Here is a 25030-nt window from a genome sequence, read left to right on the forward strand (position 1 = left end):
CATGGGAGAGGGAGGTCCGGATGAAGAGTCATCTTATCAGGATCGGAGGAGATAGCATGAGCTTTCTGGAGATCCTTGCATTGCTCACGCTCCTAATAAAGATCATTGAGTTGACTCAAAAAAAGGACTAATTATTTTGTTCAGTAAATGGAGGGGCTTTTAAATGCTTCCTCCATTTTAATTTGTAATGGCTTTAGACGTAAAGGATCAAAATCTGCGGTATACGGAAAAATGATTAAGCTAATGGGAAACGATAGTTCAACAATAATTAACAATGACAAGGCTGCCAGCTCAAATGGCAGCCTTGTTGCGCTACCGGGCAGTATAATATGGTATTATAAGGAAATAAATGCCGTTTGAAGGTTGCGAAATATAAAAAAGAATTAATCCTTTTTATTAATTAATAACGAAATGTTGAGGGAGATGAATCACAATGGCGAAAGTAATACCGGGAAGATACACAGCTCGTAAGGAGGGGGATTTCGTCGTTTTCCTAATCGGCATGCGCGTCAATCGGCTCTGGGCTGTACATAAATGGCTCCCGGTATTTCTTGCAATGGGACCCATGCTGCGGGAACTTTACACCAATCGCAAGCTCGGCTTCCGTGGCACGGAGTTCATGCTGGGCTGGCGCAGCGTCCATCTGCTCCAATATTGGGATTCGTATGAGCAACTGGAGGCGTATGCCCGCGGAGGGCAGCATCTTACCGCTTGGCGAAATTTCAATCGCAAGGTCGGAACGGATGGAACAGTCGGAATCTACCATGAAACCTATAAGATACGAGCAGACGAGTATGAGTGCGTATACGGCAATATGCCGATGTTTGGGCTTGCGAAGGTGTCGGATCACATTCCGGCTGTTGGCAAAATGGAGACGTCGCGCCGCCGTATGGGAGGGGAAAATGAGCCCGCCGTGCCGACTCCGGAAAATCCTCAAAAATCGTCGTAGATCATTGCGCTAACGGGCAGGATTACGTAACTATTACATATTTTTTACGTCTTTATTATTGGAACGATTTGTATATAAAGAGGATAAAGCCTGAAGTCTTTAAAGAAACAGTTTATCACATGAATAAAGGACAATTATTCAGTTTCAAAAGATATTAAAAGTATACTATTGAATAACAATGCTCAACGGTTCATGAAGGGGGAATTCACAATAGTCACAAAAGTTTGGATTGGCAGGAAGTTGATATCCAGTATACTCATGGCAGCAATTCTTTCGATTATTCTCGTTAGAATTCATGGTTATGCCCCGTTTTCCATCTATTTTTTGTACACTGCGATCGGTTTCTCAATAATTGGCTTACCTTGCTCTGTTATTTCAGACATTATTGTCTTGAAAGTGAAAGGGAAAATACTCGGAATGTTAGTCGGGTTAAGTTTACATCTTTTGTGAGCGGAAATTATTGTATTTTTGTATTCTCTTAGCGAACCCGAATTTAAGTATGCCAGTGTTCTGGGTTACTCGGTTTTTATTGCCTCAGCAGGCTTATGGGTGGTTGATACTATTTTCAAACAAATTCAGTTTCCAGCTAAAACAAAACAATGATGTGCCCTACATATTGTTAAGCTAACGGGACACGATAGTTCAGTACCAAAAGGGCTGCCGAGTGGCAGCCCTTTATTCCGCTAACGGGCAGTCATGTTCAATGGAATGGATTGTGCTAAAATGGAATATAAAGTTAATTTATACTTTGGTAAATTGGACAAAGGAGTGGTTGTATATGAAAAGAGCGTCATTTCTTATCTCTCTGTTAGTTGGAGTTACCTTCATTGTTTATTCTGCTATTCCATCTGTATATGCCTATCCGTATAGCGATGGCCCTAATTCAGGCCCGACAAATATGTAGGAATTAGTATTAGTAATTACTTACGACGCATGGTTATTGTTCTTATTCCTTGGTCTTGTCATATCAATTTTTTCGATTTTAAAACTCCGAAAAAACTAAGGCTAATTATCTTGTTCAACGATTTAATTTCTAACGGGAAGGATAGTTGGATGGATCAGGGAGCCTATGCTTCTTCCTCTATGATTCTCCCAATCCGAGACGCTCCATGGCTCTTGTAACGAGCAGAGGGATTTGAAGATCTTGCGCCAAACGAAGCGCTTCTTCATAAGCACTAACCGCTTCTACCGTTTCTTGTCGAGATGCCATGATATCCCCGAGAGTCAGCAGGGAAGAGGAGACATATCTTTGATATCCCATTTTATTAGCAAGCGCAAGCGCCTTATCTGCATGAAGTTGGGCATTTTCTAAGTCTACCCTCTTAAGATAAATATCGCTTAACAATAAATGGTCAAGTGGCTGATAGGGCATGAACCCAGACTGTTGGCGTAACTCCAGTGCTAGCTGGGCCTGGTACAAAGCTTGGTCCAAGTCGCCTTTGATCAAGGCATTGTAGGCAAAGTGTCGGACGGGTTCCGATTTCTCGAATATATGACCGGAAAGGTCGGCAATTTCGAAAGCTTGGGTATAGAAATGCAATGCTTTTTCAATCTCTTGCCACCGCTCGAACACCGTTCCAATATGAAAAAGGGATTCACTGATCCCCCTCGAATCCCCTAATTCATCCCGAATCTGTAACGCCTGTTGCTGATAGTCCAGTGCTTCCTTATACTTCTCCTGTGTACCTACTACGGACGCACTCGCGTTCAAATCGGCAAAATAATGAGCGATTCCAAGCAAACTTAAGGAATCCGCAGCCCGCTTGCGGTCTTGGACCTCCTCGGTAAGCTGCCTGGTCTTTCGCAAAGTAGCAAACATAAGCTCAGGGTTGTGGTTTGTAGATAAATATTCGAAAACACGAATCTTACCCTCCATAAGCAGTAACTTGAGCAGATGAGTATCGCTTAGCTCGGGCAACTGGATCGAAGCGTGCAGTACTTTTAATGCGAGTGATGAATTTCCGGCATAATGATAACTTCGTGCGATATCGCTAAGTGAATCCACAGCGACGTCAAATGGCTTTTCCATTGGCTGCTTCATTACACATTCTCCTTTTAAATAACATTGAATCGAACTACTATTCATAGTAAGAACAGTGGACCCGTCGGGCAATAATCAAACGATCTTGCGTGTCTTTTAGTGAACAAAAACGAGAAATTGTTGAAAAAAGGACTCAGTAGAAAAGTGTGAACCGGAATGGAAAAAAGGAGGCCTCCATGGTGGATGTAACAAGGAAAGAGGATCGGCGAATACAGCGTACGCGCGAGTTGCTAAGGAGGGGCTTCATTGAAGTAATAAGGGAAAAGGGCTTCGATTCCATGAACATTCAGGACATAGCTGATCGGGCAAACGTGAATCGCGGCACCTTCTATCTTCATTACAATGATAAATACATGCTGCTGGATGAAATCGTCCGTGATACTTTCAAAAAAATGCTGCGAGATGCGGTTCCGCACCAGCCGCGGTGGGAGAGGGGAACTTTACGGCTCATTGTCTTGACGGTGTTGAACTGCTTTGAAGAGAAGTACCGCCATCGGCAACCCTCGTCACGGATTCCGTCAGCGCTACTTGAAAATGCCATTCGTGATGAGTTAACCTTCTATCTTGCCTGTTTGATAGGATCGGAAAGCTCAGATTCCTCCAAGGAGTCGCACGCGAAGGCACATATAGTCGGCTGGGCAATTTTTGGAGCTGCTACCCAGTGGAGTCGTGAAATCATTACCATGTCAGCGGAGCAGATGGCGGATGTCATATGTTCTGTTATAGTAACTGCAGGTTATAATAATGAATTGTAAGGTGTAAGGAATGGAATATACTCAACCAATAGGACGAAATATCCGTCACTTGCTTGATAACGGTGCAACGTTACTGAAAAAAGATTGATTTACAGTAATTTATTCGTCGAAGCTGGAAAAGCAATATACCATGTATAAAATTGGTTTTATAGGGAATTGTAATTCAATCCGTATACGAAGGAGCTGAAGTAAAATATGACCCATCCCAAAGACGACTATGGGGTATTAGGTAATAAAGTCGAAGTTGATTCGGATGTGAACGAGGATCGTAATCGAGAGGAGCAGTTGGATGACTCCTTTGAGGCCTGGTATGGGAATATCAATGACCAGGTGAAGCAAAAGCTAGATCTAACGAGCGTTCCGCAGGATAGTGTATTTGATACAGCCGTCGGCATGGATGAGGATCCATCCCAGGATTAAGAGCTCAACAACCATAACATTGTGGCTGCCGCTGAATGAAGTTCCCCTGCTTAAGATTCTGACTTTTCACGGATATTTATTACTCAACGGAAACGATAGTTCAATTTCCAACAGGCTGCCATAATAATGGCAGCCTATTAAGCTAACGGGCAGTCTCAGGATTTAATTACGGGGTGTCTATAGTCTAATCATTTAAGGAATTGATTGGTATTGGACAGTGTAAAGCTCTGATTTAATATTGTTCGTTGAAAGAGAGGAAATGATTTTGGTGAGAGCTTGGATGTCCAAGCCAAATTGCTACGGAAACCCAAGCAATTTGGGGATCGGCATGAATGTGTTCGCCACAGGAACCTATTTAAAAATACGATCAATTTCGTTGATTTCTTCTTCTGTCAGGTGGACGTCTAATGTTTTTAAATTATCCAGCACTTGCTCTGCTCTTTTTGCTCCGGGAATGACAACACCAATTGAATCATGCCTTAAATACCAAGCAAGGACTACATGAGCAACTTCGGCATTTTTTTCATTTGCAATTTTACGGAGCTGCTCTACCTTTTCTAGATTTTTTTTAAATACATCGCCCTGGAATAGAGGCATATCTTTGCGTAGATCATTGAATGTCATATCTTTATTGTATTTACCAGCCAGTATGCCTGATGCTAGCGGAAAGTATGGAATAAACGAGATATTATTCTCTGTCGTATATGGAAAGAATTCTTGTTCCGCTTCACGCTGCAGCAAATTGTAGTTTCCCTGTAATACATCGACATAACCATCTTTATTTGCTTCTTTCAATTGTTCAAGTGAGAAGTTGGAAACGCCAATTGCTCTAATTTTACCTTCGTCCTTCAGCTGTTTTAAGACTCCAACCGCCTCATCTTTTGGTGTATCCTGATCTGGAACATGAATATAAAATAAATCTATGTAATCTGTTTGCAGCCTTTTCAAACTACCTTCAACGGCTTGTTTCAAAAAAGCAGGCGAATTATCCATGGCAATATCATTGCCGGCAAGTGTAAGGCCGCCTTTTGTTGCAAGGATGAATTCATGACGTTTCCCTGATTCTTTTATCGCTTCACCTACTAGCTCCTCTGAACGTCCTGTTCCATAAAAAAACGCTGTATCAAAAAAATTCACTCCATGGTTGATCGCAGCCCATAGACAATCTTTTCCTACTTCTTCATTTAAATTAGGAAAAATATTGTGCCCACCTACAGCGCTTGTTCCAAGTCCGATTGGATTGACAACTAAATCTGTTTTGCCAATTCGTGTTTGTTTCGTCATTCGCTTCAACTCCCTCTCATTTTTAAGCTTAGCGTACGTTTAGCGCCACTGGCTGCCGCAACGGCGTGCATCCCGCTGGTAAAGGCTTCACGTGTGCCGGTGATCATGCAAGACTTTCTTCATTCGTTCTGCAGCTCCAAGCCCAACTTATCTAACATAAATTTTGTGCCGTGCTCTCGCTGTCCTGGTGTATCGTGACCATCGAAAAAGGCTCCTTGTTCGGTATAGATGAGTTGAGTGCCGTCGCCTGACTGCAAGGTAGAGTACTTTACAGATCGTTCTTTCATGGTTTATTTTGTCCTCCACTGGGATGGTCTGAACAGAGTGAAATGATTGCCGTCAATAACGGATTTGACCTGATCCAACGACAAGCCGAGCTCCTTCAATGACAGAACTTGCTGCAGCTGCGCAATATCGGATCCTGTATAGATCCTGTGTCCGGAGTCAGTATGACCGGATGGAAAGAACAAACCGATCTGGTCGTAGTATCGCAATGTTCGAACCGTTAATCTTGCTAATTTTGCAAGTTCTCCAACTTTCCACTCCCGTTTCATGATCATCCCCTTTCTTTCGCGCGAGGTTTTTACCGGTATCCATAGCGTAAACCATTACGTTACGATAGTTTCAAGTAGAAAATAGAAAATTTTAAACTTTTGCATGATAATAGGGTGAGGTAAGAGAATTCTTTATTCCGATGCAGAATGCTCGTCCTCATGCATGTATGGTGGATGAACTGTCCGCAAATAATAAAGTTTTGTGATAATAATGTTGTGGACTGAAATATAAAGTCTTAGACTGAACAGCCTCGTTCCGAAGCATTTATAACAATGTATACGGTAGATTCCGGTCTGAGGAGGAGCTAAAGGCACCTTAGCTTCTTAAAGCTGAAATATCCCGCATTGCTGTACCAGAGCGAGATGCCAAGGAATTTACGATATTCAGACAGGTTATAACCCTCATTGATCGGCTGCTTTTTTAAACTAACGGGCAGGATAGTGGAACAAATCGAACTTATTTTCGATTAAGAAATGGTAGAAGATAACTAGATATGTCTAGAGGTTCGATCAGTGACTGTGGACATATTCAATGCCTCATTGCATCATTGCATCACTAAATTTCCAGAGTGTCAGGCTGCGAGTCGGTATTGACAATAGGATTAAACCATCATGTGCATAAAACGAAGAAACCCTCATAATAGAGGATTTCTTCGTTTTATGCGATTCGATGCCGTATTTTGAATCAGTTATTCAAATTGGATGGGAAACGTTGAGAGGGATATCAATATATTAAGATCTACAACAAGAAAATATCGGTTCCTGTAGATATCAGAAAATAAAACTATGCTCGTATCACCCGGAAGATAGACACTTTTGAAAAGGAGGTCGGCGCTTTCAAGATTTTACTAATGCTTTGTAATCTACTGATTGTGGATGCTTCTCCAGCCACCCTTTTCAATCATAAAATTATTCATGTTTCCTATCCGATAATCCGAAAATTTCGGATGTCGAGGTTGGTAACTGATAATAAATATATAAAGCCCTGAAAATTTGCAGAAGATTTTCAGGGCTTTGTTTATATTAATAATTACGTTTTTAAAATGAGTTAGTTTGAGTTTTTACTTATAAAGTATTCTCGGCTATCTGTCCGCAATTTTTCAGGTAAAACGTGATTAAGTTCATCATTTAACCATGCAAGGGTCTTATTACGAAGAAACTCACGCATATATTCTTCTGCCTCAAGCATAGTTAAGTTAATCGTACAAGAAGAATTGGCGGAAGCACAGGAAGAGTATTCTTTATCTAAATGCATAAGATTATTTTTCAAAACATTTTTACATTGAAAAATAGGTTTTACTCCTTCAACTGCTTCTATTACATCCCAAAAAGAAATTTCATCGGGGGACTTAGCTAATTTATAACCACCTTTTACACCAGGTGTCGAACTCACGATACCAGCCTTTGATAATTTACCAAAAACTTTTGAGAGATATGTTTCTGAAAGCCCTTGAAATTCTGAAAGGTCTTTTATTCCAATACTATCCTCTTCGGGTACGTCTATTAAATAAACAAGGCTATGCAACGCATATTCAACCATAACACTATACTGCATATAGACTCACCTGCTTTCATTGTAAAAGGCTATCAAAACAATTATTATAAGCCCTAAATGTTTTTGTGTAAATTAGCAAAAACTAACTTTAGAATCTATAGAGTTTGACAAAAGGCTATGAAACCTTTATATTGTCTATTGTATTAATCGTCGATTTAATTTATCGACGATTAATAGTATCGATAATTAAGATTAAGTAAATTAAATTTAAAGGAGAAAACATCCAATGAGCAAACTGCTTGTCATTAATGCACATCCAGAAGTCGATTCCACCTCTTCATTTAGTCTAAATGTATTTAATTACTTTATGAAAATTTATAAGGAGAAGCATTCTAATGATGAAGTTATTGAACAAATTAACTTGTACAAGGACGTAGTACCAATGATAGATCAAACTGTTTTAAGTGCATGGGGAAAATTAAAAACAGGTCAAGAACTAACAAGTCGAGAACAAGAAGTAACAGAGCGTATGAATGATGTATTAAAACAATTTAAAAGTGCAAACAAGTATGTAATTGTTTATCCAGTGCATAACTTTAATGTGCCATCAAAGTTAAAGGATTATATGGATAATATTATGATCGCAAGGGAGACCTTCAAATATACAGAAACGGGATCAGTTGGTCTTCTTAAAGATGGAAGAAGTATGTTTGTGATACAAGGAAGTGGGGCAATCTATACCAATAATGACTGGTATACAGAAGTTGAATATTCGCATAAATACTTGAAGTCGATGTTCAATTTTTTTGGTATTGAAGATTATCAAATTCTTCGAGTGCAAGGTACTGATAAACTGGATAGAGATGAAGTATTAAAAAAAGCTTATAAAGAAGCTGAAGAAGCCGCTTCAAAATTAGCAGTGAATTAAGGCTAATGGAAAAGTTTAACAACAAAAGCCGATCGTAGATAAATCCTATAAGCTCTCGTATAATGAAACTAACTTCAAAAATGAAGGGACTGAACTATGCGCAGATGTCAATATCCTAACCTGACATTAAAAGATAATGGAGGTAAAAGTATTGATTACAGAGTTACACACAGAACGTTTACATTTGAGAAAAATGAAGGTATCGGATTCGTCTAGTTTGTTTAAAATTTGGTCTGATCCAGATGTTACTAAATTTATGAATGTTAGTCGTTTCACTGATGAAAATCAAGCAAAAGAGATGATTAATCTTCTTGATGATCTTTCTCGAGACAGTAAGGCTATTCGTTTCTCCATAATAAAAAAAGAGTCCAATGAAATTATAGGTTCTTGTGGTTATAATTCCTTTGATTTTGAAAATGAAAAAGCAGAAATTGGATATGACATTGCTAAATCATTTTGGGGAAGAGGATACGCTTCAGAAGCTATCTGTGCTTTGTTAGATCACGCATTCTCATCTTTAAAGCTGAATCGAATCGAAGCAAAGGTTGACCCCGAAAACGTGAATTCTATAAAGCTTTTACAAAAACTCAACTTTACGTTTGAAGGAACACTTAGACAATATGAAAGAGTAGAAGAAAAGTTTAATGATCTCAATATCTATTCCAAATTAATATCAGATTGATTTGATTTTCTGCCTATTTTGATTGTAAGTAGCATAGCTTGGAACGTTTATACTTTACCATAGCGGCAGTTTTGGGTTATTACAAAAGATAATTTCATTGAACTAACGGGACACTATAGCTTAATAAAAGACTAAAATGCGGCTGCCGGCATGATCGGCAGCCGCGTTGTGCGAACGGGCAGAATAACATAGCTCATTTATAAAATAGCGTGCGCCGCCGCCGCGCTTGAACCTGTCCATCGAACAGCGGTTATCGACTTGCTACTCACTTTTTAATCCCGTCGTGTAGCAATTTTCCTGAATTGATCTGTTTTCGCAATAATGTGCCCCCCCTTTTGTAAATAGTTATCACTCCCTTTCCATGTATGAGATTCTTTATTTTTTCTTCGAATTTGCACATAATTATACGGATTAGGCGCATATATTCTATACCCTTTAGCCCGACATCTACTTAAAAATGAGACGTCTTCTCCTAATGACACATGGGGATATCGTACGTGGTCAAAAACACTTCTTCTAAATAAGATGGTCCCTCCCGCAACGAAACGAACGAACTTATTCTGTTGCTTGGGAAAGCGAAGGATGAGCACCTTTCTTGCTTCAAGATACGCTAAATATGCCCGTTTTCCCACAACATCAGCGTTTGATTGGTGTAAAGCCTTCATTTGTCCGGTTAAATAAAAAGGTGAATAGAAATCGTCATCATCAAATTTTGAGATAAACGGGTATTTCGTTTTACTTACAGCATAATTAAGGCAACGACCTAAAGATTCTTTTTCGGCAATCTTATAGACGGAGACATTTTTATATTGCTGAGTCATTTTTCGGTATTCCGCTAATTTCATGCTATCTTTATTCAAGATAATAATCAGTTCTTTTACCGGGTAAAGCTGAGCCTTGTAATTTTTAAGAATATTACTGAAGAAATGTGGGCGATTAGTGCTTGTTATAATAGATACCCCTTGTAACCCGTTAGAAGCCTGGTGCATCTCCCTCACCTCCAAGTCCATCCATAACGGTATATGACCAACCACATAAAGATGCCTGTTTGTTTGTTCCTGTATATAAAAAGTATTCTAACGAACGCGACGGCACATTTTTCTACTTCATAAAATGAGACAAATGTCCGGCGCCCGACTATTGAGTTTGAGTAGAAAAAATAAATTCTATTAACTTTGTTCATTCGATAGACAAAGTGGTTCTCATGAAAGTATAATGTTACCGAAATCATGAAAATAAAGTGTCAAGCACTTAGAAAGATAAAAGGAGATAACGATGAGCACAAGAAAAGACTTACAACACTACCCTTATATGAATGCAAGCTTGCCTATTGAAGAGAGAGTTGCGGACCTTATATCGAGAATGTCACTTGAAGAGAAGGTAAGACAGCTTGATATTTATTCGGGAAATGAAATTTCCGATTCCGTAGAAGGCTTAAATGCAGATGCGCTTAACTACGAAAAAATGGAAAAGGTATCTGCCGGCATTGGAATCGGATGCATCCAAAACCGAAATTCCAAAGCAGAGACAGCCAATAAAATTCAGGAGTATATCATCCAAAATACAAGATGGGGGATTCCGGTACTCTTCAGCGAAGAGGGACTTCACGGTTTTGGATGGAGAGGCTGTACTGTGCTCCCTCAACAGGTTGCACTTGCATCAACATTTGAGCCTGAACTCGGCTATAAACAAGCGAGAGTCATCGCTTCCGAGGCGCGCAGCTTTGGTATCCATGAGGTTTGGGCACCGGTTCTCGACCTTGCCAGGGAAATCCGATGGGGACGAGTGGAAGAAGGATACGGAGAGGATCCCTATCTAGGGTCTCTGTTCGCGGAGAACATGGTAAGAGGGCTTCAAACAGATGACCTCACAAGACCCGATGCCGTGGTTTCGGAACCAAAACACTTTACAGGATACGGTGCACCTAGGGGAGGACACAATTGTGCTCCGGCCATGATGGGGCATCATGATAATGCAGCTTTCTGTCTGCCTGTATTTGAGGCTGCTTTCCAAGCGGGTGCCATGAATACGATGTGTTCCTATAACTCCATTGACGGCACGCCTGTGGCTAGCGACCATTCGCTGCTTACCGGTGTACTCCGCGACCAGTGGGGCATGAAGGGCTTCGTAAGAGCGGACATGACGGCTGTCTCCATGCTGCATACTTGTCACTATGTTGCCGAGAGCAAACGGGAAGCGATCAAAATGGGCCTTGAAGCCGGCGTTGATATGCAGCTTTACGACTTTCCGCATGATATATACCAGGACAGCATCATTGACCTTGTAAAATCAGGTGAGGTGGACGAGAAGGTTGTAGACACAGCCGCAGGACGGGTCCTTACCGTTAAATTTGCAGTAGGGCTCTTTGAAAATTCATATACGGATATCGAACTTTCTTCGAAAGTTGTCCACTGTGAGGAGCACGTGCAGACGGCACTCGAAGTTGCAAGAAAGTCGATCAGCCTGTTGAAAAACAGCAAAAATACGCTCCCCCTCAAAAAAGACATCGGCAAGATTGCAGTGATCGGACCAAGCGCCGATGTTCCCCGTTACGGAGATTACAGCAGTCCTGTGGTGCCTGAGCATGCTGTTACACTTTTGCAGGGTATCAAAAACATCGTTTCGGACAAGTCCGAAGTGATCTATGCCAAAGGATGCGAGATTCTGGAGTCCGACCTTATGCCGTTACCTGACAAATGGCTCAAGGACCATGCCGGCAACGATGGGCTGTTGGGTGAATACTACAACTCTCTTTCGTTCGAGGGAGAACCTGCTTGCGTGCGGAATGACCGGCTGATCAACTTCAACTGGATTTACACCAAACCTGCTGACGGCGTCAACGCGGACAACTTTACCGTTCGCTGGACAGGCAAAATTAAACCGGACGCTACCGTGGATGGTTACATTGGACTCAGCAGCATGGACAGCATGCGTCTGTGGGTAGATGGCAAGTTGATTGTTGACGGTTGGGGAGAGCATGACGCCAATCAAATGGTGGCGTTCCAATTCGTCCAAGGCGAGGAGTACGACGTTAAGGTTGAGTATCTCAACGATTCACGTGGCGTAAGGGTCATCCTCGGTTACAGCCTTGGCAACAACGATATGGACGCAGCGGTGAGAGCGGCGCAAGAGGCGGATGTTGCCATCGTTGCGGTGGGTGACAATGAGCAGACTAGTGGAGAAAACCTAGACCGAGCGGACCTGAATCTTCCGGGAAGACAACTTGAACTCGTCAAGAAAATTTATGAGACAGGAACGCCTGTTGTTCTCGTCCTCCAAAATGGACGTCCGATGTCGATCACATGGGAGGCAGAGCATCTGCACGCGATTGTAGAGGCATGGTTTGTTGGGGAGCAGGGCGGAAATGCCATGGCAGAGGTAATTTTCGGAGATGTCAATCCTGCTGGCCGCATTCCGATGTCTTTCCCGAGATCAGTAGGCCAGCTGCCTGTATTCTATAATCGGAGACCGTTCTACGGACATAAATATGTTGAAATGGACTGGCTACCGTTGTACCCATTCGGGTATGGCCTGAGTTACACGACATTTGCGTATTCAGATATTGATATTTCCGCACAGGAGATTGCTCCGGATGGGGAAGTAAACGTATCGTTTAGCGTAACCAATACGGGAACCGTCGCAGGGGAGGAAGTTGCCCAGCTCTATATCCGGGATGAATTCAGCAGCACGGTCAGACCGTGCAAGGAGCTCGCGGGCTTTAAGCGAATTCATCTTGAACCAGGCGAAACCAAGCGCATCACGCTGACGCTGGGTTATCGACAACTCCGGACACTGACCAGAAACTATGAATGGGTTGTGGAACCGGGTAAATTTGAGGTGATGGTCGGACCTAACTCGGACGACGCTCCACTGACAGGAGAGTTTTTCGTTCGGTAATAAATTTGTAAGAGTTATTACTGCCGGTCTGATCCGAAATTAGGGAGGGAGTTCATTTGCCGCATATGCTTTTCATGCGTTGGCAGGGAACGATCTCCCCATAAGCTGACATAAGAGTAGCCAAACTTTAATATTTCTAAGATTTATGATATCTTTATATTTATAGGCTATTTAGCTCAGGAACGGCATATAAATTAAATTTGAGGTATTTTTAAGAGGTATGATGAATTATGGATAATCTAGAATTAGGTATAACAATCGCAAAAATTCGCAAAAGCAAGAATTATACGATTAAACAGGTATCAGAATTAACGAATGTAACGTCATCCATGTTAAGCCAAATTGAAAGAGGACTTTCTAGTCCGTCACTGAACACGCTGCGTGTAATTGCCGATGCGTTAGAAATTCCTTTATTTAGTTTGTTTACCGAATTTGTGCCAACCAAAAATTTAATTACTCGAGCAAATTCCCGAAAAAAAGTCATTATTCCATCATCGAACAATTGGGAATATTCATTATTGTCTCCGGATTTAAGCGGCTCAATCGAGATGGTTCTCATGAAATTACCGCCTGAATCCCAGTCTGCCGAAAAACCTATGAGACATATTGGTGAAGAAGTTGCCTATGTATTGGCGGGTGAGGTCGTATTATTTATTGGGGACGATGTGGAGACTTTATATCATGGGGACAGTGTAAAAATACCACCTGGAATGCAACATAAGTGGGAAAATAAATCGGATCAAGAAGCAACCGTTATTTTTGCTATTACGCCTCCGACATTTTAGATTACAAACATAAACCGTTTCTGTATTTACAAGTGTATTTCACACTGGTAAATACGGAAGCGGTTTTTTTTACCAAAAAAATCGATAAATATTACGCTTGAATAAATAAACGTGAAGTGCTAATATTCAACTATAGTTAATTTATTAAATCTGATTTAACTTTTAGACTTCCGATGAAAATATCATTAACAATGGAGGTGCCCATATATTAATACACTGCAATTAGAACTGCAATTAGATATTAATGGGAATGTTGCCTCAAAACAAGGAGATGGAATTTTTATGAAACAAACAATTATGACTGATAAAGCACCCGCTGCAATTGGACCTTATTCGCAAGCAATTGTAAGCGCTTCACGTTTGTATGCATCTGGTCAACTTGGAATTGATCCCCAGACAGGTGAAATGAATAATGATTTTGCAATACAGGCAAAACAAGTGATGGAGAACATCGCTGCAATTTTGAACGAAGCAGGATACGATTTCGAGGACATTGTAAAAACGACTATTTTTGTGACCGATCTTGCCAACTTTACTTGTCTGAATGAAATTTACGGCTCTTATTTCAAGTCTAGCAAACCCGCACGTTCTTGCTTCCAGGTTGCAGGTCTTCCTAAGGGAGCCAAAGTTGAAATCGAATTCATCGCAGAAAAATAAAATTAAAATAACCTATTGGATTTAAAATATATCCAGTTTAGTACGGAGGTAACCATGACTAACTTAATTGCTGGAAAAACGATCGAAGAATGGAAAAATGAATTACCGGAACTGCAGAAAATCATTGATACTGAGGAAGTTTTCTGGGGAAACCCGCAGCTTGAGAGCTGCAACAACCGAATTATTAACACGGAAATAGGCATCGCTGATATCGAAGATGCGGAAGAACGACTGCTTCGCTTCGCTCCTTATTTAGCAACAGTATTCCCGGAGACCAAAGAAAAAAACGGAATCATCGAATCTGAATTAGTCAACATCCCTAAAATGCAGCAGCAGTTATCAGAAATGTTCAATCAGGAAATAGCGGGAAATGTATATCTTAAATGTGACAGTCACCTGCCTATCTCCGGTTCTGTAAAGGCTCGCGGAGGAATTTACGAAATATTAAAAGTGGCCGAAGAGATCGCCTTTAAACACGGCATGCTGTCAATAAATGATGACTACTCCGTTCTGGCAGATGAAAAATTCCGGACGCTATTCTCGAATTATTCGATTGTAGTCGGATCAACCGGTAATCTAGGTCTTAGTATTGGTATTATGAGTGCCCAATTAGGCTTCAAAGTTGTTGTGCATATGTCTACTGACGCGAAAGAATGGAAAAAAGATTTATTACGGCAAAAAGGCGCAATCGTCGTCGAACACAATAGCGACTATGGGAAAGCAGTAGAAGCAGGCAGAGAACAATCACAGGAAGATCCCAATAGCCACTTCGTTGATGATGAAAATTCTAAAACGTTATTCCTTGGTTATGCCGTAGCAGCTAAACGGCTTCAAAAGCAACTCAACGACATGTTGATTCCAGTCGATCAGGATCATCCTCTATTCGTATATCTACCTTGCGGTGTAGGCGGCGCTCCTGGCGGAATTACTTTCGGATTGCGGACCGTATTTGGAGACAATGTTCATTGCTTCTATGCAGAGCCAACCCATTCACCGGCCATGTTGCTAGGTTTAATGACACGTAAGCATAGCGAGGTATCCGCTCAGGAATTTGGCGTTGATAATATTACTGCTGCAGATGGGCTTGCCGTAGGGAGACCGTCAGGTTTTGTGGGCAAAGCACTAGAGAAAGATATTAGCGGTGTCTTTACGGTTCAAGACGATTGCCTCTATCGGATCCTTAGAAAGCTGGCCGATTCAGAAGGAATATTCTTAGAACCATCGGCAGTTGCAGGATTTATCGGACCCGTTCAACTGAACGCTTCTTCCATGGGACAAGATTATTTGAACAATAATCACCTTGAACAGAAGATGCAAAATGCCACGCACATTCTTTGGGCTACTGGCGGCGGCATGGTTCCGAAAGATGTTATGGATGATTTCTACCGTAAAGGCGCAATCAGCTAATTTACTCTATCGTATAGGGAGAGGTTAAGACAATGGACACTGCAACAATGATGATGCTAGTATTAGCCGCATCTATAGCAATTCTCATCTTTCTCATTCTTAAAGTTAAAATACATCCCTTTCTATCCTTAATTATAGTGTGTATATTTGTGGGAATTGCTACAGGTATGCCTCTTCCTAAGATTGCTACTTCCATTGAAAACGGTATGGCTGGAACGTTAGGTTTTCTGGCCACCGTTATCGGTTTTGGTACAATTTTAGGTAAAATGTTGGAAGTATCCGGCGGCGCGGAGCGCCTTGCACGAACCTTACTAGAAACAATGGGAGAAAAAAGAGCTCCTTGGGCGATGACAATTGTCGGGTTAATTTGCGGCATCCCCGTATTTTTTGAAGTAGGATTTGTTTTACTGTTTCCCTTGGTTTTCATCGTTGCCAAACAAGCTAAGATGTCGTTACTCCGTGTAGGAATTCCTTTGGCCGTATCGCTGATGGTCGTTCACTCGATGGTGCCTCCACATCCGGCAGCGTTTGCAATTACTACAACTTTGGGGGCTGATGTAGGGAAGGTCATTCTGTATGCCCTTCTTGTAGGAACGCCTACGGCCATTTTAGCGGGTCCAATCTGGGCCAAGTTTATTAGTAAGAAGTGCAAGACTGGGGTAATAAAAGAATCAGAGCCGAGTGCTGCAACACCATCTGAGAATCTTCCAGGCTTCGGTATTACCCTATTTACGATCCTATTGCCTCTAATCATTATGGTAGGAAAAACGGTTGGTACAATGTTTCTCGCAAAAGATTCTGCGTTATTGCCTATTGTTAATTTCTTAGGCAATCCAATTATCGCACTTCTCATTTCGGTATTTGTAGCTTATTATACGTTAGGTCTTTCTCGTGGTTTAAAAATGAAAAACCTGTTAACGCTTACAGAACAATGTTTTGGACCGATTGCCGGCATCTTGCTGATTATTGGTGGCGGTGGAGCATTTAATCAGATATTAGTCGATAGTGGGTTAGGTAATGAATTGTCTAAGGTTTTGATGTCGCTAAATATGAACATCGTTATTCTTGCTTGGCTCATAGCTTGGCTCATGCACCTTGCGATCGGTTCCGCTACGGTGGCCATGATTAGTACTGCAGGTATGGTGGCACCTATGCTGGCTGCTTATCCTGGTGTGAGTCCGGAAATTATCGTTCTCGCCATTGGTTCCGGAGCGATTGGCTGGTGCCATGTCAACGATTCGAGCTTCTGGTTCGTCAAAGAATATTTAGGATTATCGTTACCGGATATGTTTAAGAGCTTCACTGCAGCCTGCCTAATTGCATCATTTGTTTCTCTAGGCGGTATACTACTTTTAAATCTAGTCATTTAATAAATATCACCATCCTGGCCATTCGTCACGGTGAGATACAGAAGTAAAAAGGTACTTAGATTACATGTTTCCAACGGCATGTAATTAAAGTACCTTTTTCATGCCTAGTTACTTGCGATCCACAAATAAACATAATGGGACATCTGTTGTTCATACGCTTTCTTAGGGTATTTAACCGTGTGGAGGTCCTGACGCATATGCCAGTAAAAATAAAACTGCAAAAATTCGTTGATAAACTACCGATTCCTAAAACAATTTCCCCGAGGCTACGGATATTACCGATGAGATGAAGCTTGCAGCTGCAGAAGCCATTTCTTCCGTGATTGATCCAGCAGATTTGAATGAAAATTATATTATTCCGGATGCGTTTGATACACGTGTGGTAGAAAGAATCCGTAAGGCCGTTGCTAAGGCTGCGCTAAATAGCGGAGTAGCACGTAAAATCTTGGTACCTAGCATTAGCTAGGCGGTTAGTGGTGATAGAGAAGACACCTAAAAAAGTGGTCAAGACCCCATTTAGTGGGCATCATAAAAACACCTAGTCTATAAGCTGATTCCTGTACTCGACAGGAGTCAGCTTGTTTAATTTTGTGCTTCACCAATTTATCGAATTCATAGGGAGCTTGGACTTTCAAAAGAAGCTCTAAAATCATAAAAAAAGCCTTGCCAGCAAGCGCTAACAAGGCTCTTCAGATATTTTGGAAAATGATGGATATAGGCGTGTCGGAGTGTGATAGTTACTACATTTTATTGATTGTAAATTTTTAGAAACAACGACGTTTTCTGTTGTGTTTTCTAATAAATTCAACTCTAACAGTAATTCTTTTGACAACGCGGTGTTTTCTGTGGTGGCGGCGTCTTTTGTGGTGGTGTTCACACTCTTCGTGATGTCTTTCATGTTTGCAATGACAGAATCTATGCATTATTGTTTCCTCCCTTCTGTGATGATATATACTATTCAGATCTGTTCTTCGCAGTCAGGTACAACGAACCACGTTTCAAAATTGGACGATTCACACCTCAGCTCAAGGGTTGAGAAGAGTATTGCTTAGCAATAAATTCGTACTACATTCGGGTCTTGTCCTATATACATCAGTAATGTGAAAAGGATATTGAGGAGGCTGAATAGGATGATTTATGCACAACCAGGACAACAAGGAGCAAAGATAACTTTTGCGAAGAGGTATGAGAATTTTATTGGAGGCCAGTGGGTGGCGCCTGTGAAGGGTGAATACTTCGAGAATGTATCGCCGGTCAATCATCGCGTATTCTGCGAGATTCCACGTTCTACCTCTGAGGATATCGAGTTGGCTCTGGATGCTGCGCATGCTGCGAAGGATGCATGGGGCCGTACGTCCGTTCAGGAGCGATCCGTGATCCTGAATAAAATTGCCGATCGGATCGAAGCCAATTTAGAAATGTTAGCGGTTGCAGAGACGTGGGACAACGGCAAACCGATTCGAGAGACGCTCAATGCCGATCTGCCGCTCGCGATTGATCATTTTCGTTATTTTGCAGGATGTATTCGCGCGCAAGAGGGTTCACTTAGTCAATTGGATGACAATACGGTGGCCTATCATTTCAATGAGCCGCTAGGGGTTGTCGGGCAGATTATTCCTTGGAACTTCCCACTGCTCATGGCGACTTGGAAGCTTGCCCCTGCACTTGCTGCGGGCAATACGGTCGTCTTGAAGCCAGCAGAGCAGACGCCTGCATCGATCTTGGTGCTGATGGAACTGATTGAGGATTTACTGCCCCCAGGTGTCGTCAATATCGTCAACGGCTTTGGACTTGAAGCAGGCAAGCCGCTCGCGTCGAGCAGTCGAATTTCGAAAATTGCCTTTACCGGTGAGACGACAACAGGGCGCCTAATTATGCAGTATGCATCGCAAAATATCATTCCGGTGACCTTGGAGCTGGGTGGGAAGTCTCCGAACATTTTCTTCGAGGATGTGTTCGCGCGGGACGATGCATTCTTCAATAAAGCACTCGAAGGGTTTACGATGTTCGCCTTGAATCAAGGTGAGGTGTGTACATGCCCGTCTCGAGCATTAATTCAGGAATCGTTCTATGATCAATTTATGGAGAGAGCGCTCCAGCGGGTCGCTGCCATCAAGCAGGGGAATCCACTCGATACGGATACGATGATTGGGGCCCAGGCCTCAACTGAGCAGCTCGAGAAGATTCTTAGCTATATCGATATCGGGCGGCAGGAAGGTGCTACGTGTCTTATCGGCGGTAACCGGGCTGCGCTGGATGGGGAACTGTCTGACGGTTATTATGTCGAGCCTACGGTACTTCAAGGTCATAATAAGATGCGAATCTTCCAAGAGGAAATCTTCGGACCGGTTGTCTCCGTTACGACGTTCAAGGATCAGGAAGAGGCACTGGCCATCGCGAATGATACGCTCTACGGACTTGGCGCAGGCGTATGGACGCGCGACATGAACACAGCATACCGCTTCGGCCGCAGCATTCAAGCTGGCCGGGTCTGGACGAATTGCTATCATGCGTACCCTGCTCATGCAGCATTCGGAGGCTACAAACACTCGGGGATCGGGCGCGAGAATCACAAAATGATGCTCTCCCATTACCAGCAGACCAAGAACCTGCTCGTAAGCTATAGTCCTGACGCACTCGGATTCTTCTAAGAGCGGCGGTTCTCGATGATAGAAGTGAACAAGGTTATTGCTACCAATGCTGCATTAGAACTGATCGAGACGGTGAAAGCCAAGTATGGTCCCGTCATGTTCCACCAGTCTGGCGGCTGCTGTGACGGCAGTTCTCCCATGTGCTATGCACAAGGGGAGTTTCTCATCGGGGATAGCGATGTATGTCTGGGGGACATTGGCGGAGCGCCTTTCTATATGAGTAGAGCACAATATGACTATTGGAAAAATACGCAGCTGATCATCGACGTTGTGCCTGGCAGAGGGGGGATGTTCTCCCTTGAAGGACCGGAAGGCAAGCGATTTCTGACGCGGTCAAGGTTATTCACGGAGGAAGAACGGCGAATGTTGGGTTTGATTGATTCTTAGTGAACATGTGCTGAAACAAACGATATCCAAATCGTAAATGAACGCCACCGCTCAGATCCCAATAGGAATGAGCGGCTTTTTTATGTGAAGAAGACGTATTTTTAGAGAAAATGTATTTTTTTCATGTATGTTTTCTATCATATTTATAGTTTTTATTAATTTTCGAGTTTTGCATTGCATGGTTCAATAACTATGATCAGAATACCGGAACCTCATCAACGACATATGAAACATCTGAATTTTCATAGAACTGATGAGGATCTTATATTATCTCTATAAATTGAGATCGATATAATATAGGGAAGGTTGGAGTATGAGAGGGGGATAGGAGGAATCGCCAAATTATTAATGCATGATCTGGAGAAAACGCTTTCAACGTTTAAACGAAATAAAGATGATGTGAAAGGTGGTATTATTATTGTTGAAATGGTTGCTTTGTAGTTGTAGAGTTTCCGCTTTCAAGCTTTCCTCCTTAACAATCTTGATTGCTGCATTTGCGTTCACGTTCCAGTCACATCCGGCGCACGCCGCAACAAATTATACTCAGAGCATGGAGACGATCAATGGTATGAATTATACAGTCATTACGGTTCAATATAGAGGAGACGACGCCGGCCCTGTAGTCGCAGAAGCAATCGCTGCCGCCAAAAACGCTCCGAAGCCGGTTATCTTGGATTTTCCAACAGGCACATATCACTTCAAAGATGCATCTGCGATCACAGCGGATTACTATGTGTCCAATACGGCAAGTCAGAGCAGTAATCCGGATGGTGCTTCTAAGAAGGTCGCCATCTTGTTTAAAGACATCCAGGACATGACGATTCGGGGAAACCACTCCACGTTCATGTTCCATGGCGTCGTTACGCCGATCGTATTTGATCATGTCACGAATGTAAATATGCAAAATATAAGCTTTGATTTTAAGCGGCCGGTTGTGTCCGAATTGACGGTACACGCTGTGTCTGGCACTTCGATCGAAGCAGATATTCATGAGGATTCGTTGTATAGTATATCGAACAACCAATTAAAATGGACCGGTGAAGTAGATCACAGCGGCAATCCGCTGGATAACTGGACCGCACGCGGATATTCAAACATTACACAAGTTCAGGAGTATGATCCGGTTACGAAGGAGACTTGGAGAAGATCGAATCCTTTATCGGGCGTGACGAGCGCTCAGGATTTGGGGAACAGGCGAGTGCGGTTCAATTATAATAGCGCTCCAAGCCTAACCGTCGGGCACACCTTTCAGTTCCGCAACGACATTCGCAAGGAGCAAGGCGCCTTCATCTATCGAAGCAAGGATATCACATGGACTGGGGTCAATTTCTATACTGCTCCCGGGCTGGGTATCGTCGCGCAATATAGTGAAAATCTATCCTTCGAGCAATTTAACTTTGCGCCGAGATTGGGAAGCGGACGTACCAACGCATCCATGGCGGATTTCATGCAGTTCTCCGGGTGTAAGGGCGAAATTAAGGTTAACGATTCGAACTTTTTCGGAGCGCATGATGATCCGATTAATGTGCACGGCACGCATCTTCAGATCGTCGACAAACCGGCTCCCAATCAGATTAAAGTACAATTTAAGCATGATCAAAGCTGGGGCTTCGACGCCTTTGCCGTGAACGACGCTATTGAGTACATTAATGCTTCAAGTCTGCTTGCAGTTGATCATGCGGTAGTTACCGCAGTTACACGCGTTGATAATTATAATATCCTTCTGACATTAGATCGAAATGTCCCCAGCTCGGTCACCGTCAATCAATATATGGTCGAGAACGCAACCTGGACCCCGAATGTGACGATCACAGGCTCTACGTTCGAATCCGTTCCGACGCGAGGCATTCTCGTGACAACGCGGGGGAAAGTGCTTATCGATCATAATTCCTTCCATCGAACCAAAATGAGCGCCATTTTAATCGCTGACGATGCGAGCAGCTGGTATGAGTCGGGGATGGTAAGAGACGTAACCATCAGCAATAATACGTTTAATTATACGGGAAATGCAGTTATCGACATTGATCCAAGCACGTCTTCCACGGACCCAGCTAAAACCGTACATAGTAATATTCGAGTTGATGGGAATATCTTCAAAATGAACGGTACGGCAAATATACAAGGCAAGGGCGTTCATGGATTCAGCTTTACGAATAATGTGGTGCAGGAAGGCGGGCTCAGCCTTGATTTTAGAGGCTCGAAATCCGTCGCTGTTGCCGGCAACACCTTCTCGCAGAGCGGCGTAACCAAGAAGATAAATTTCTACAACATGTATCCAAATTACGATGCTGTTGATCCTGAACAAGGATTTGTCGTGACGAGAAGCAACAATCAAGCACTGGTTTCGAACGATATTCCTTGGTATCAAATCTCCGCAACCGCAACCAGTCAACAAGACGGTCATGTGGCGAATCAAGCCGTCGACGGGGAAGGCGCATCCTTCTGGCAGTCGGCATCGTCGCCATCAGCCAACCTGCCTCAATCGATCACGCTAGAATTTGGTGGAAGCTATACGATTTCGAAACTAAGATATTTACCAAGATTAGACGGACAAAGCAATGGAATGATTACCTCGTACAGCATAGAAACAAGTAAGGACGGAGGTCATTTCACAGAAGTCGCAAGAGGAAATTGGGCCGATGATATAACGGAGAAAACGGCGGCTTTTACGCCGGTCTCAGCCAAGTATGTAAGACTTACGGCGATTACAGCTTCGGGGAATCTAGCTGCTGCCGCAGCGATCCATGTAGAGCGCTATGATCTCAGCATGGAGGGGGAGAGCGGCACGATCAGCGGAAATGCGAAGATCGGGAATCTTTCGGCAGCTTCCGGCGGCCAATATGTTGGAAATATTGGCAATGATTCGAATAGCTTTGTGACATTAAAAGCCGATGTGCCTGCAGCAGGCACGTACAAGATGACGATCTATAGCATTTTGTCGGGCACGAGATCTTTCTTTGTTAGCGTGAATGGCGGAGCCGCTCAGGAAGTTAAAGTGACGGGAAGCTCCTGGAGCCAAACTGCGTCCCCTGTATCGCTCACGATTCAACTCAATAGCGGTAATAACGCGATTAAATTCTATAATGATGCTGCATACACGCCGGATCTCGATCGAATCGTTCTCTCTGAAGTGGTTCCCGTGGATAATAAACTAAAAAGCATCCAAACACCTGCAGTGATAATGGGCTTGGCGATCGGAACAGCAAAGACAGCGGCAGCTCTTGGCTTGCCCGATAAAGTATCACTTCTAACTTATGGGGGAGTGGTGGATGCTAATGTATCATGGGATATGAACGGCACAAACTACGATCCAACGGCAATAACGGGGCAGACTTTTACTGTAACAGGAATTGTAACTCTGCCTTCTGAAATAGTAAACCCGGATAACGTTCCATTGACCACAAGCGTTCGTGTCACGGTCAATAAAATTCCACAGTCACAAATGAAGGTAGCGGCAACAAGCGAGGAAACGAGCAGCGGAAATGATCGGGCTTCCAATGCCATTGATGGAAACCCGCAGACGATGTGGCATACGAAGTGGGATAAATCCGATGTTCTCCCGCAATCCATTACATTAAACCTTGGCGGAACATATCAAATCAATCAAGTCGCGTATATGCCAAGACAATCCGGCTCGAATGGTATCATTACGGGCTACAATGTCTATGTAAGCACAGATGGGGTGACCTTTACGAAGGCGGCGAGCGGGAGTTGGGCGGATGACAGCACACTGAAATACGCGGTATTTGCGCCTATTGATGCAGCCTACGTGAAGCTGGAAGCAACGGCGGGCGTCAATGGATGGGCTTCAGCTGCGGAAATCAATGTACTACTAGATACAACGGGCGGGCCGCAGACGGTGATAACCGGGACTGATAAGGTTAGCCCTGGCCAAACGTTCCATCTGACGATGGGACTGAGCGGCGTGACACAAAGCGTATATCAGCGCATGTATGCGCAAGATCTGACGTTTCATTATGACCCGGCGTACATGCAGTTCGAATCAGTCACATCGCTGAAAGACGGATTTCAGGTCATCGATCAGAAGGAGGCCGTGCCAGGACACATCCGGATTGTAGCTGCCAGCGTGGGTGCGAACCAAGGCGTGCAAGTACAAGGCGATTTACTAACCTTTAAATTTACCGTAAGAGCTGCACAAGGAACCGAAACGACTGTTGCAGTAGACCAAGTTGCTATTGCGAGTGGTGAGGGGAACGAGCTGGAGGTTAACGGAACCTCCCATAAACTGCATATGAATATCTCTGTAGATAAGTCACAATTGAATGCTGCTATCACTGGCGCTCAGGCTAAGCACGATGCTGCCGTGGAAGGAAACGGGCACGGTCTGTATGCGGTTGGATCCAAAGCGCAATTGCAGTCGGCGATCAATGCTGCGCGTGCGACAGAGAGCGATCCGAATGTTACGCAACAGCAGGTGGATGGCGCGAAAACCGCATTGGAAGCGGCCGTTCAAGTGTTCGAAAGCAAGAAAATCTCCGCCGATGTCAATGGAAAAGGCGGGATCACGGTCGGAGACTTGGCGATCGTGGCAGCGGCTTACGGCAAGCAAGAGGGGCAGCCGGGCTGGAATGCGAAAGCCGATGTCAATCATGATGGTAAAGTGGATATTGAAGACCTTGCCATCGTTGCCAAAGCGATCTTGCAATAGAAGAACACCGTGCAGTCTTGAATCTAATTAGCTTAAAAAGGGCCATTGATTCCATATTAAATGGGATCAATGGCGATTTAAGAGCTTTTGACTTTCTGA

The 25030-nt window shown here is 43.2% G+C and carries 19 protein-coding genes and 2 pseudogenes; 14 read left to right on the forward strand and 7 right to left on the reverse strand.

All coding sequences use genetic code 11. The annotated features are described in order from the left end of the window. Nucleotides 1-433: 433 nt before the first annotated feature. The gene (locus tag C558_RS0104000) at nt 434-949 is read left to right on the forward strand and encodes a DUF4188 domain-containing protein (RefSeq protein ID WP_018754941.1); all 516 of its coding nucleotides are present in this window, start codon (nt 434-436) and stop codon (nt 947-949) included. A gap of 1081 nt (nt 950-2030) precedes the next feature. Here the strand turns inward: C558_RS0104000 and C558_RS0104005 are convergent. Continuing rightward, on the reverse strand, nt 2031-2990 hold the full coding sequence (locus C558_RS0104005; RefSeq protein ID WP_018754942.1) for a tetratricopeptide repeat protein: 960 nt from the start codon (nt 2988-2990) through the stop codon (nt 2031-2033). A 176-nt stretch (nt 2991-3166) separates the two neighbouring features. Here C558_RS0104005 and C558_RS32360 point away from each other — a divergent pair, with 176 nt between their 5' ends. Both C558_RS32360 and C558_RS0104015 read left to right on the forward strand, forming a co-directional pair. Beyond that, nucleotides 3167-3745: a TetR/AcrR family transcriptional regulator gene (locus C558_RS32360; RefSeq protein ID WP_018754943.1), complete on the forward strand. Its 579-nt coding sequence runs from the start codon at nt 3167-3169 to the stop codon at nt 3743-3745. Between the two features lie 195 nt (nt 3746-3940). Beyond that, nucleotides 3941-4165 (forward strand): hypothetical protein, encoded by a 225-nt coding sequence (locus C558_RS0104015; RefSeq protein WP_018754944.1) that lies wholly within the window; start codon nt 3941-3943, stop codon nt 4163-4165. A 351-nt stretch (nt 4166-4516) separates the two neighbouring features. Here the strand turns inward: C558_RS0104015 and C558_RS0104020 are convergent, their stop codons facing one another. The 4 genes and pseudogenes from C558_RS0104020 to C558_RS0104035 form a co-directional block, all read right to left on the reverse strand. Next, nucleotides 4517-5449, reverse strand: coding sequence for an aldo/keto reductase (locus tag C558_RS0104020; protein WP_018754945.1), 933 nt, complete (start codon nt 5447-5449; stop codon nt 4517-4519). Between the two features lie 119 nt (nt 5450-5568). Further along, nucleotides 5569-5694 (reverse strand): annotated as a pseudogene (locus C558_RS33595) (polyketide cyclase); the annotation flags it as partial. Nucleotides 5695-5772: 78 nt separating this feature from the next. After that, nucleotides 5773-6003 (reverse strand): annotated as a pseudogene (locus C558_RS0104030) (MerR family transcriptional regulator); the annotation flags it as partial. A gap of 1048 nt (nt 6004-7051) precedes the next feature. Then, nucleotides 7052-7558 (reverse strand): RrF2 family transcriptional regulator, encoded by a 507-nt coding sequence (locus C558_RS0104035; RefSeq protein WP_018754948.1) that lies wholly within the window; start codon nt 7556-7558, stop codon nt 7052-7054. A 226-nt stretch (nt 7559-7784) separates the two neighbouring features. Between C558_RS0104035 and C558_RS0104040 the strand changes: the two genes are divergently transcribed. Continuing rightward, nucleotides 7785-8426 carry an FMN-dependent NADH-azoreductase gene (locus tag C558_RS0104040; RefSeq protein ID WP_018754949.1) on the forward strand — a complete coding sequence of 214 codons (642 nt, stop codon included), beginning with the start codon at nt 7785-7787 and terminating at the stop codon, nt 8424-8426. A gap of 151 nt (nt 8427-8577) precedes the next feature. Continuing rightward, a complete protein-coding gene (locus tag C558_RS0104045) occupies nt 8578-9108 on the forward strand; it encodes a GNAT family N-acetyltransferase (RefSeq protein WP_018754950.1) in 531 nt (176 codons plus the stop codon). Between the two features lie 272 nt (nt 9109-9380). Here the strand turns inward: C558_RS0104045 and C558_RS0104050 are convergent, their stop codons facing one another. After that, nucleotides 9381-10097: a glycosyltransferase family 2 protein gene (locus C558_RS0104050; RefSeq protein WP_018754951.1), complete on the reverse strand. Its 717-nt coding sequence runs from the start codon at nt 10095-10097 to the stop codon at nt 9381-9383. 286 nt (nt 10098-10383) lie between these two features. Between C558_RS0104050 and C558_RS0104055 the strand changes: the two genes are divergently transcribed. The 6 genes from C558_RS0104055 to C558_RS0104085 all read left to right on the forward strand — a co-directional run bounded on the left by C558_RS0104055 (nt 10384) and on the right by C558_RS0104085 (nt 17690). Beyond that, entirely contained in the window at nt 10384-13005 is a 2622-nt protein-coding gene (locus C558_RS0104055; protein ID WP_018754952.1) for a glycoside hydrolase family 3 protein, read from the forward strand. A 230-nt stretch (nt 13006-13235) separates the two neighbouring features. After that, on the forward strand, nt 13236-13790 hold the full coding sequence (locus C558_RS0104060; protein ID WP_018754953.1) for a cupin domain-containing protein: 555 nt from the start codon (nt 13236-13238) through the stop codon (nt 13788-13790). Between the two features lie 282 nt (nt 13791-14072). Then, nucleotides 14073-14447, forward strand: a complete 375-nt coding sequence (locus C558_RS0104065; RefSeq protein WP_018754954.1) for a RidA family protein — start codon at nt 14073-14075, stop codon at nt 14445-14447. A 54-nt stretch (nt 14448-14501) separates the two neighbouring features. After that, on the forward strand, nt 14502-15854 hold the full coding sequence (locus C558_RS0104070; RefSeq protein ID WP_018754955.1) for a D-serine ammonia-lyase: 1353 nt from the start codon (nt 14502-14504) through the stop codon (nt 15852-15854). Between the two features lie 32 nt (nt 15855-15886). After that, a complete protein-coding gene (locus tag C558_RS0104075; protein WP_018754956.1) occupies nt 15887-17224 on the forward strand; it encodes a GntT/GntP/DsdX family permease in 1338 nt (445 codons plus the stop codon). A 319-nt stretch (nt 17225-17543) separates the two neighbouring features. Beyond that, nucleotides 17544-17690, forward strand: coding sequence for a hypothetical protein (locus C558_RS0104085; RefSeq protein WP_245583725.1), 147 nt, complete (start codon nt 17544-17546; stop codon nt 17688-17690). Between the two features lie 210 nt (nt 17691-17900). Here C558_RS0104085 and C558_RS34175 read toward each other — a convergent pair whose 3' ends face one another. Beyond that, nucleotides 17901-18122 (reverse strand): hypothetical protein, encoded by a 222-nt coding sequence (locus C558_RS34175; RefSeq protein ID WP_169445296.1) that lies wholly within the window; start codon nt 18120-18122, stop codon nt 17901-17903. Between the two features lie 232 nt (nt 18123-18354). On the opposite strand from C558_RS34175, the gene adh reads away from it, so the two are divergent. From adh to C558_RS32365, 3 genes are all read left to right on the forward strand, one after another. Then, nucleotides 18355-19875, forward strand: coding sequence for an aldehyde dehydrogenase (adh, locus tag C558_RS0104090; RefSeq protein WP_018754959.1), 1521 nt, complete (start codon nt 18355-18357; stop codon nt 19873-19875). 15 nt (nt 19876-19890) lie between these two features. After that, nucleotides 19891-20262 carry a DUF779 domain-containing protein gene (locus C558_RS0104095; RefSeq protein ID WP_018754960.1) on the forward strand — a complete coding sequence of 124 codons (372 nt, stop codon included), beginning with the start codon at nt 19891-19893 and terminating at the stop codon, nt 20260-20262. Between the two features lie 481 nt (nt 20263-20743). Beyond that, nucleotides 20744-24931 (forward strand): discoidin domain-containing protein, encoded by a 4188-nt coding sequence (locus C558_RS32365; protein ID WP_169445298.1) that lies wholly within the window; start codon nt 20744-20746, stop codon nt 24929-24931. Nucleotides 24932-25030 lie beyond the last annotated feature (99 nt).

Source organism: Paenibacillus terrigena DSM 21567 (assembly GCF_000374845.1).
GTDB lineage: Bacteria > Bacillota > Bacilli > Paenibacillales > Paenibacillaceae > Paenibacillus_K > Paenibacillus_K terrigena.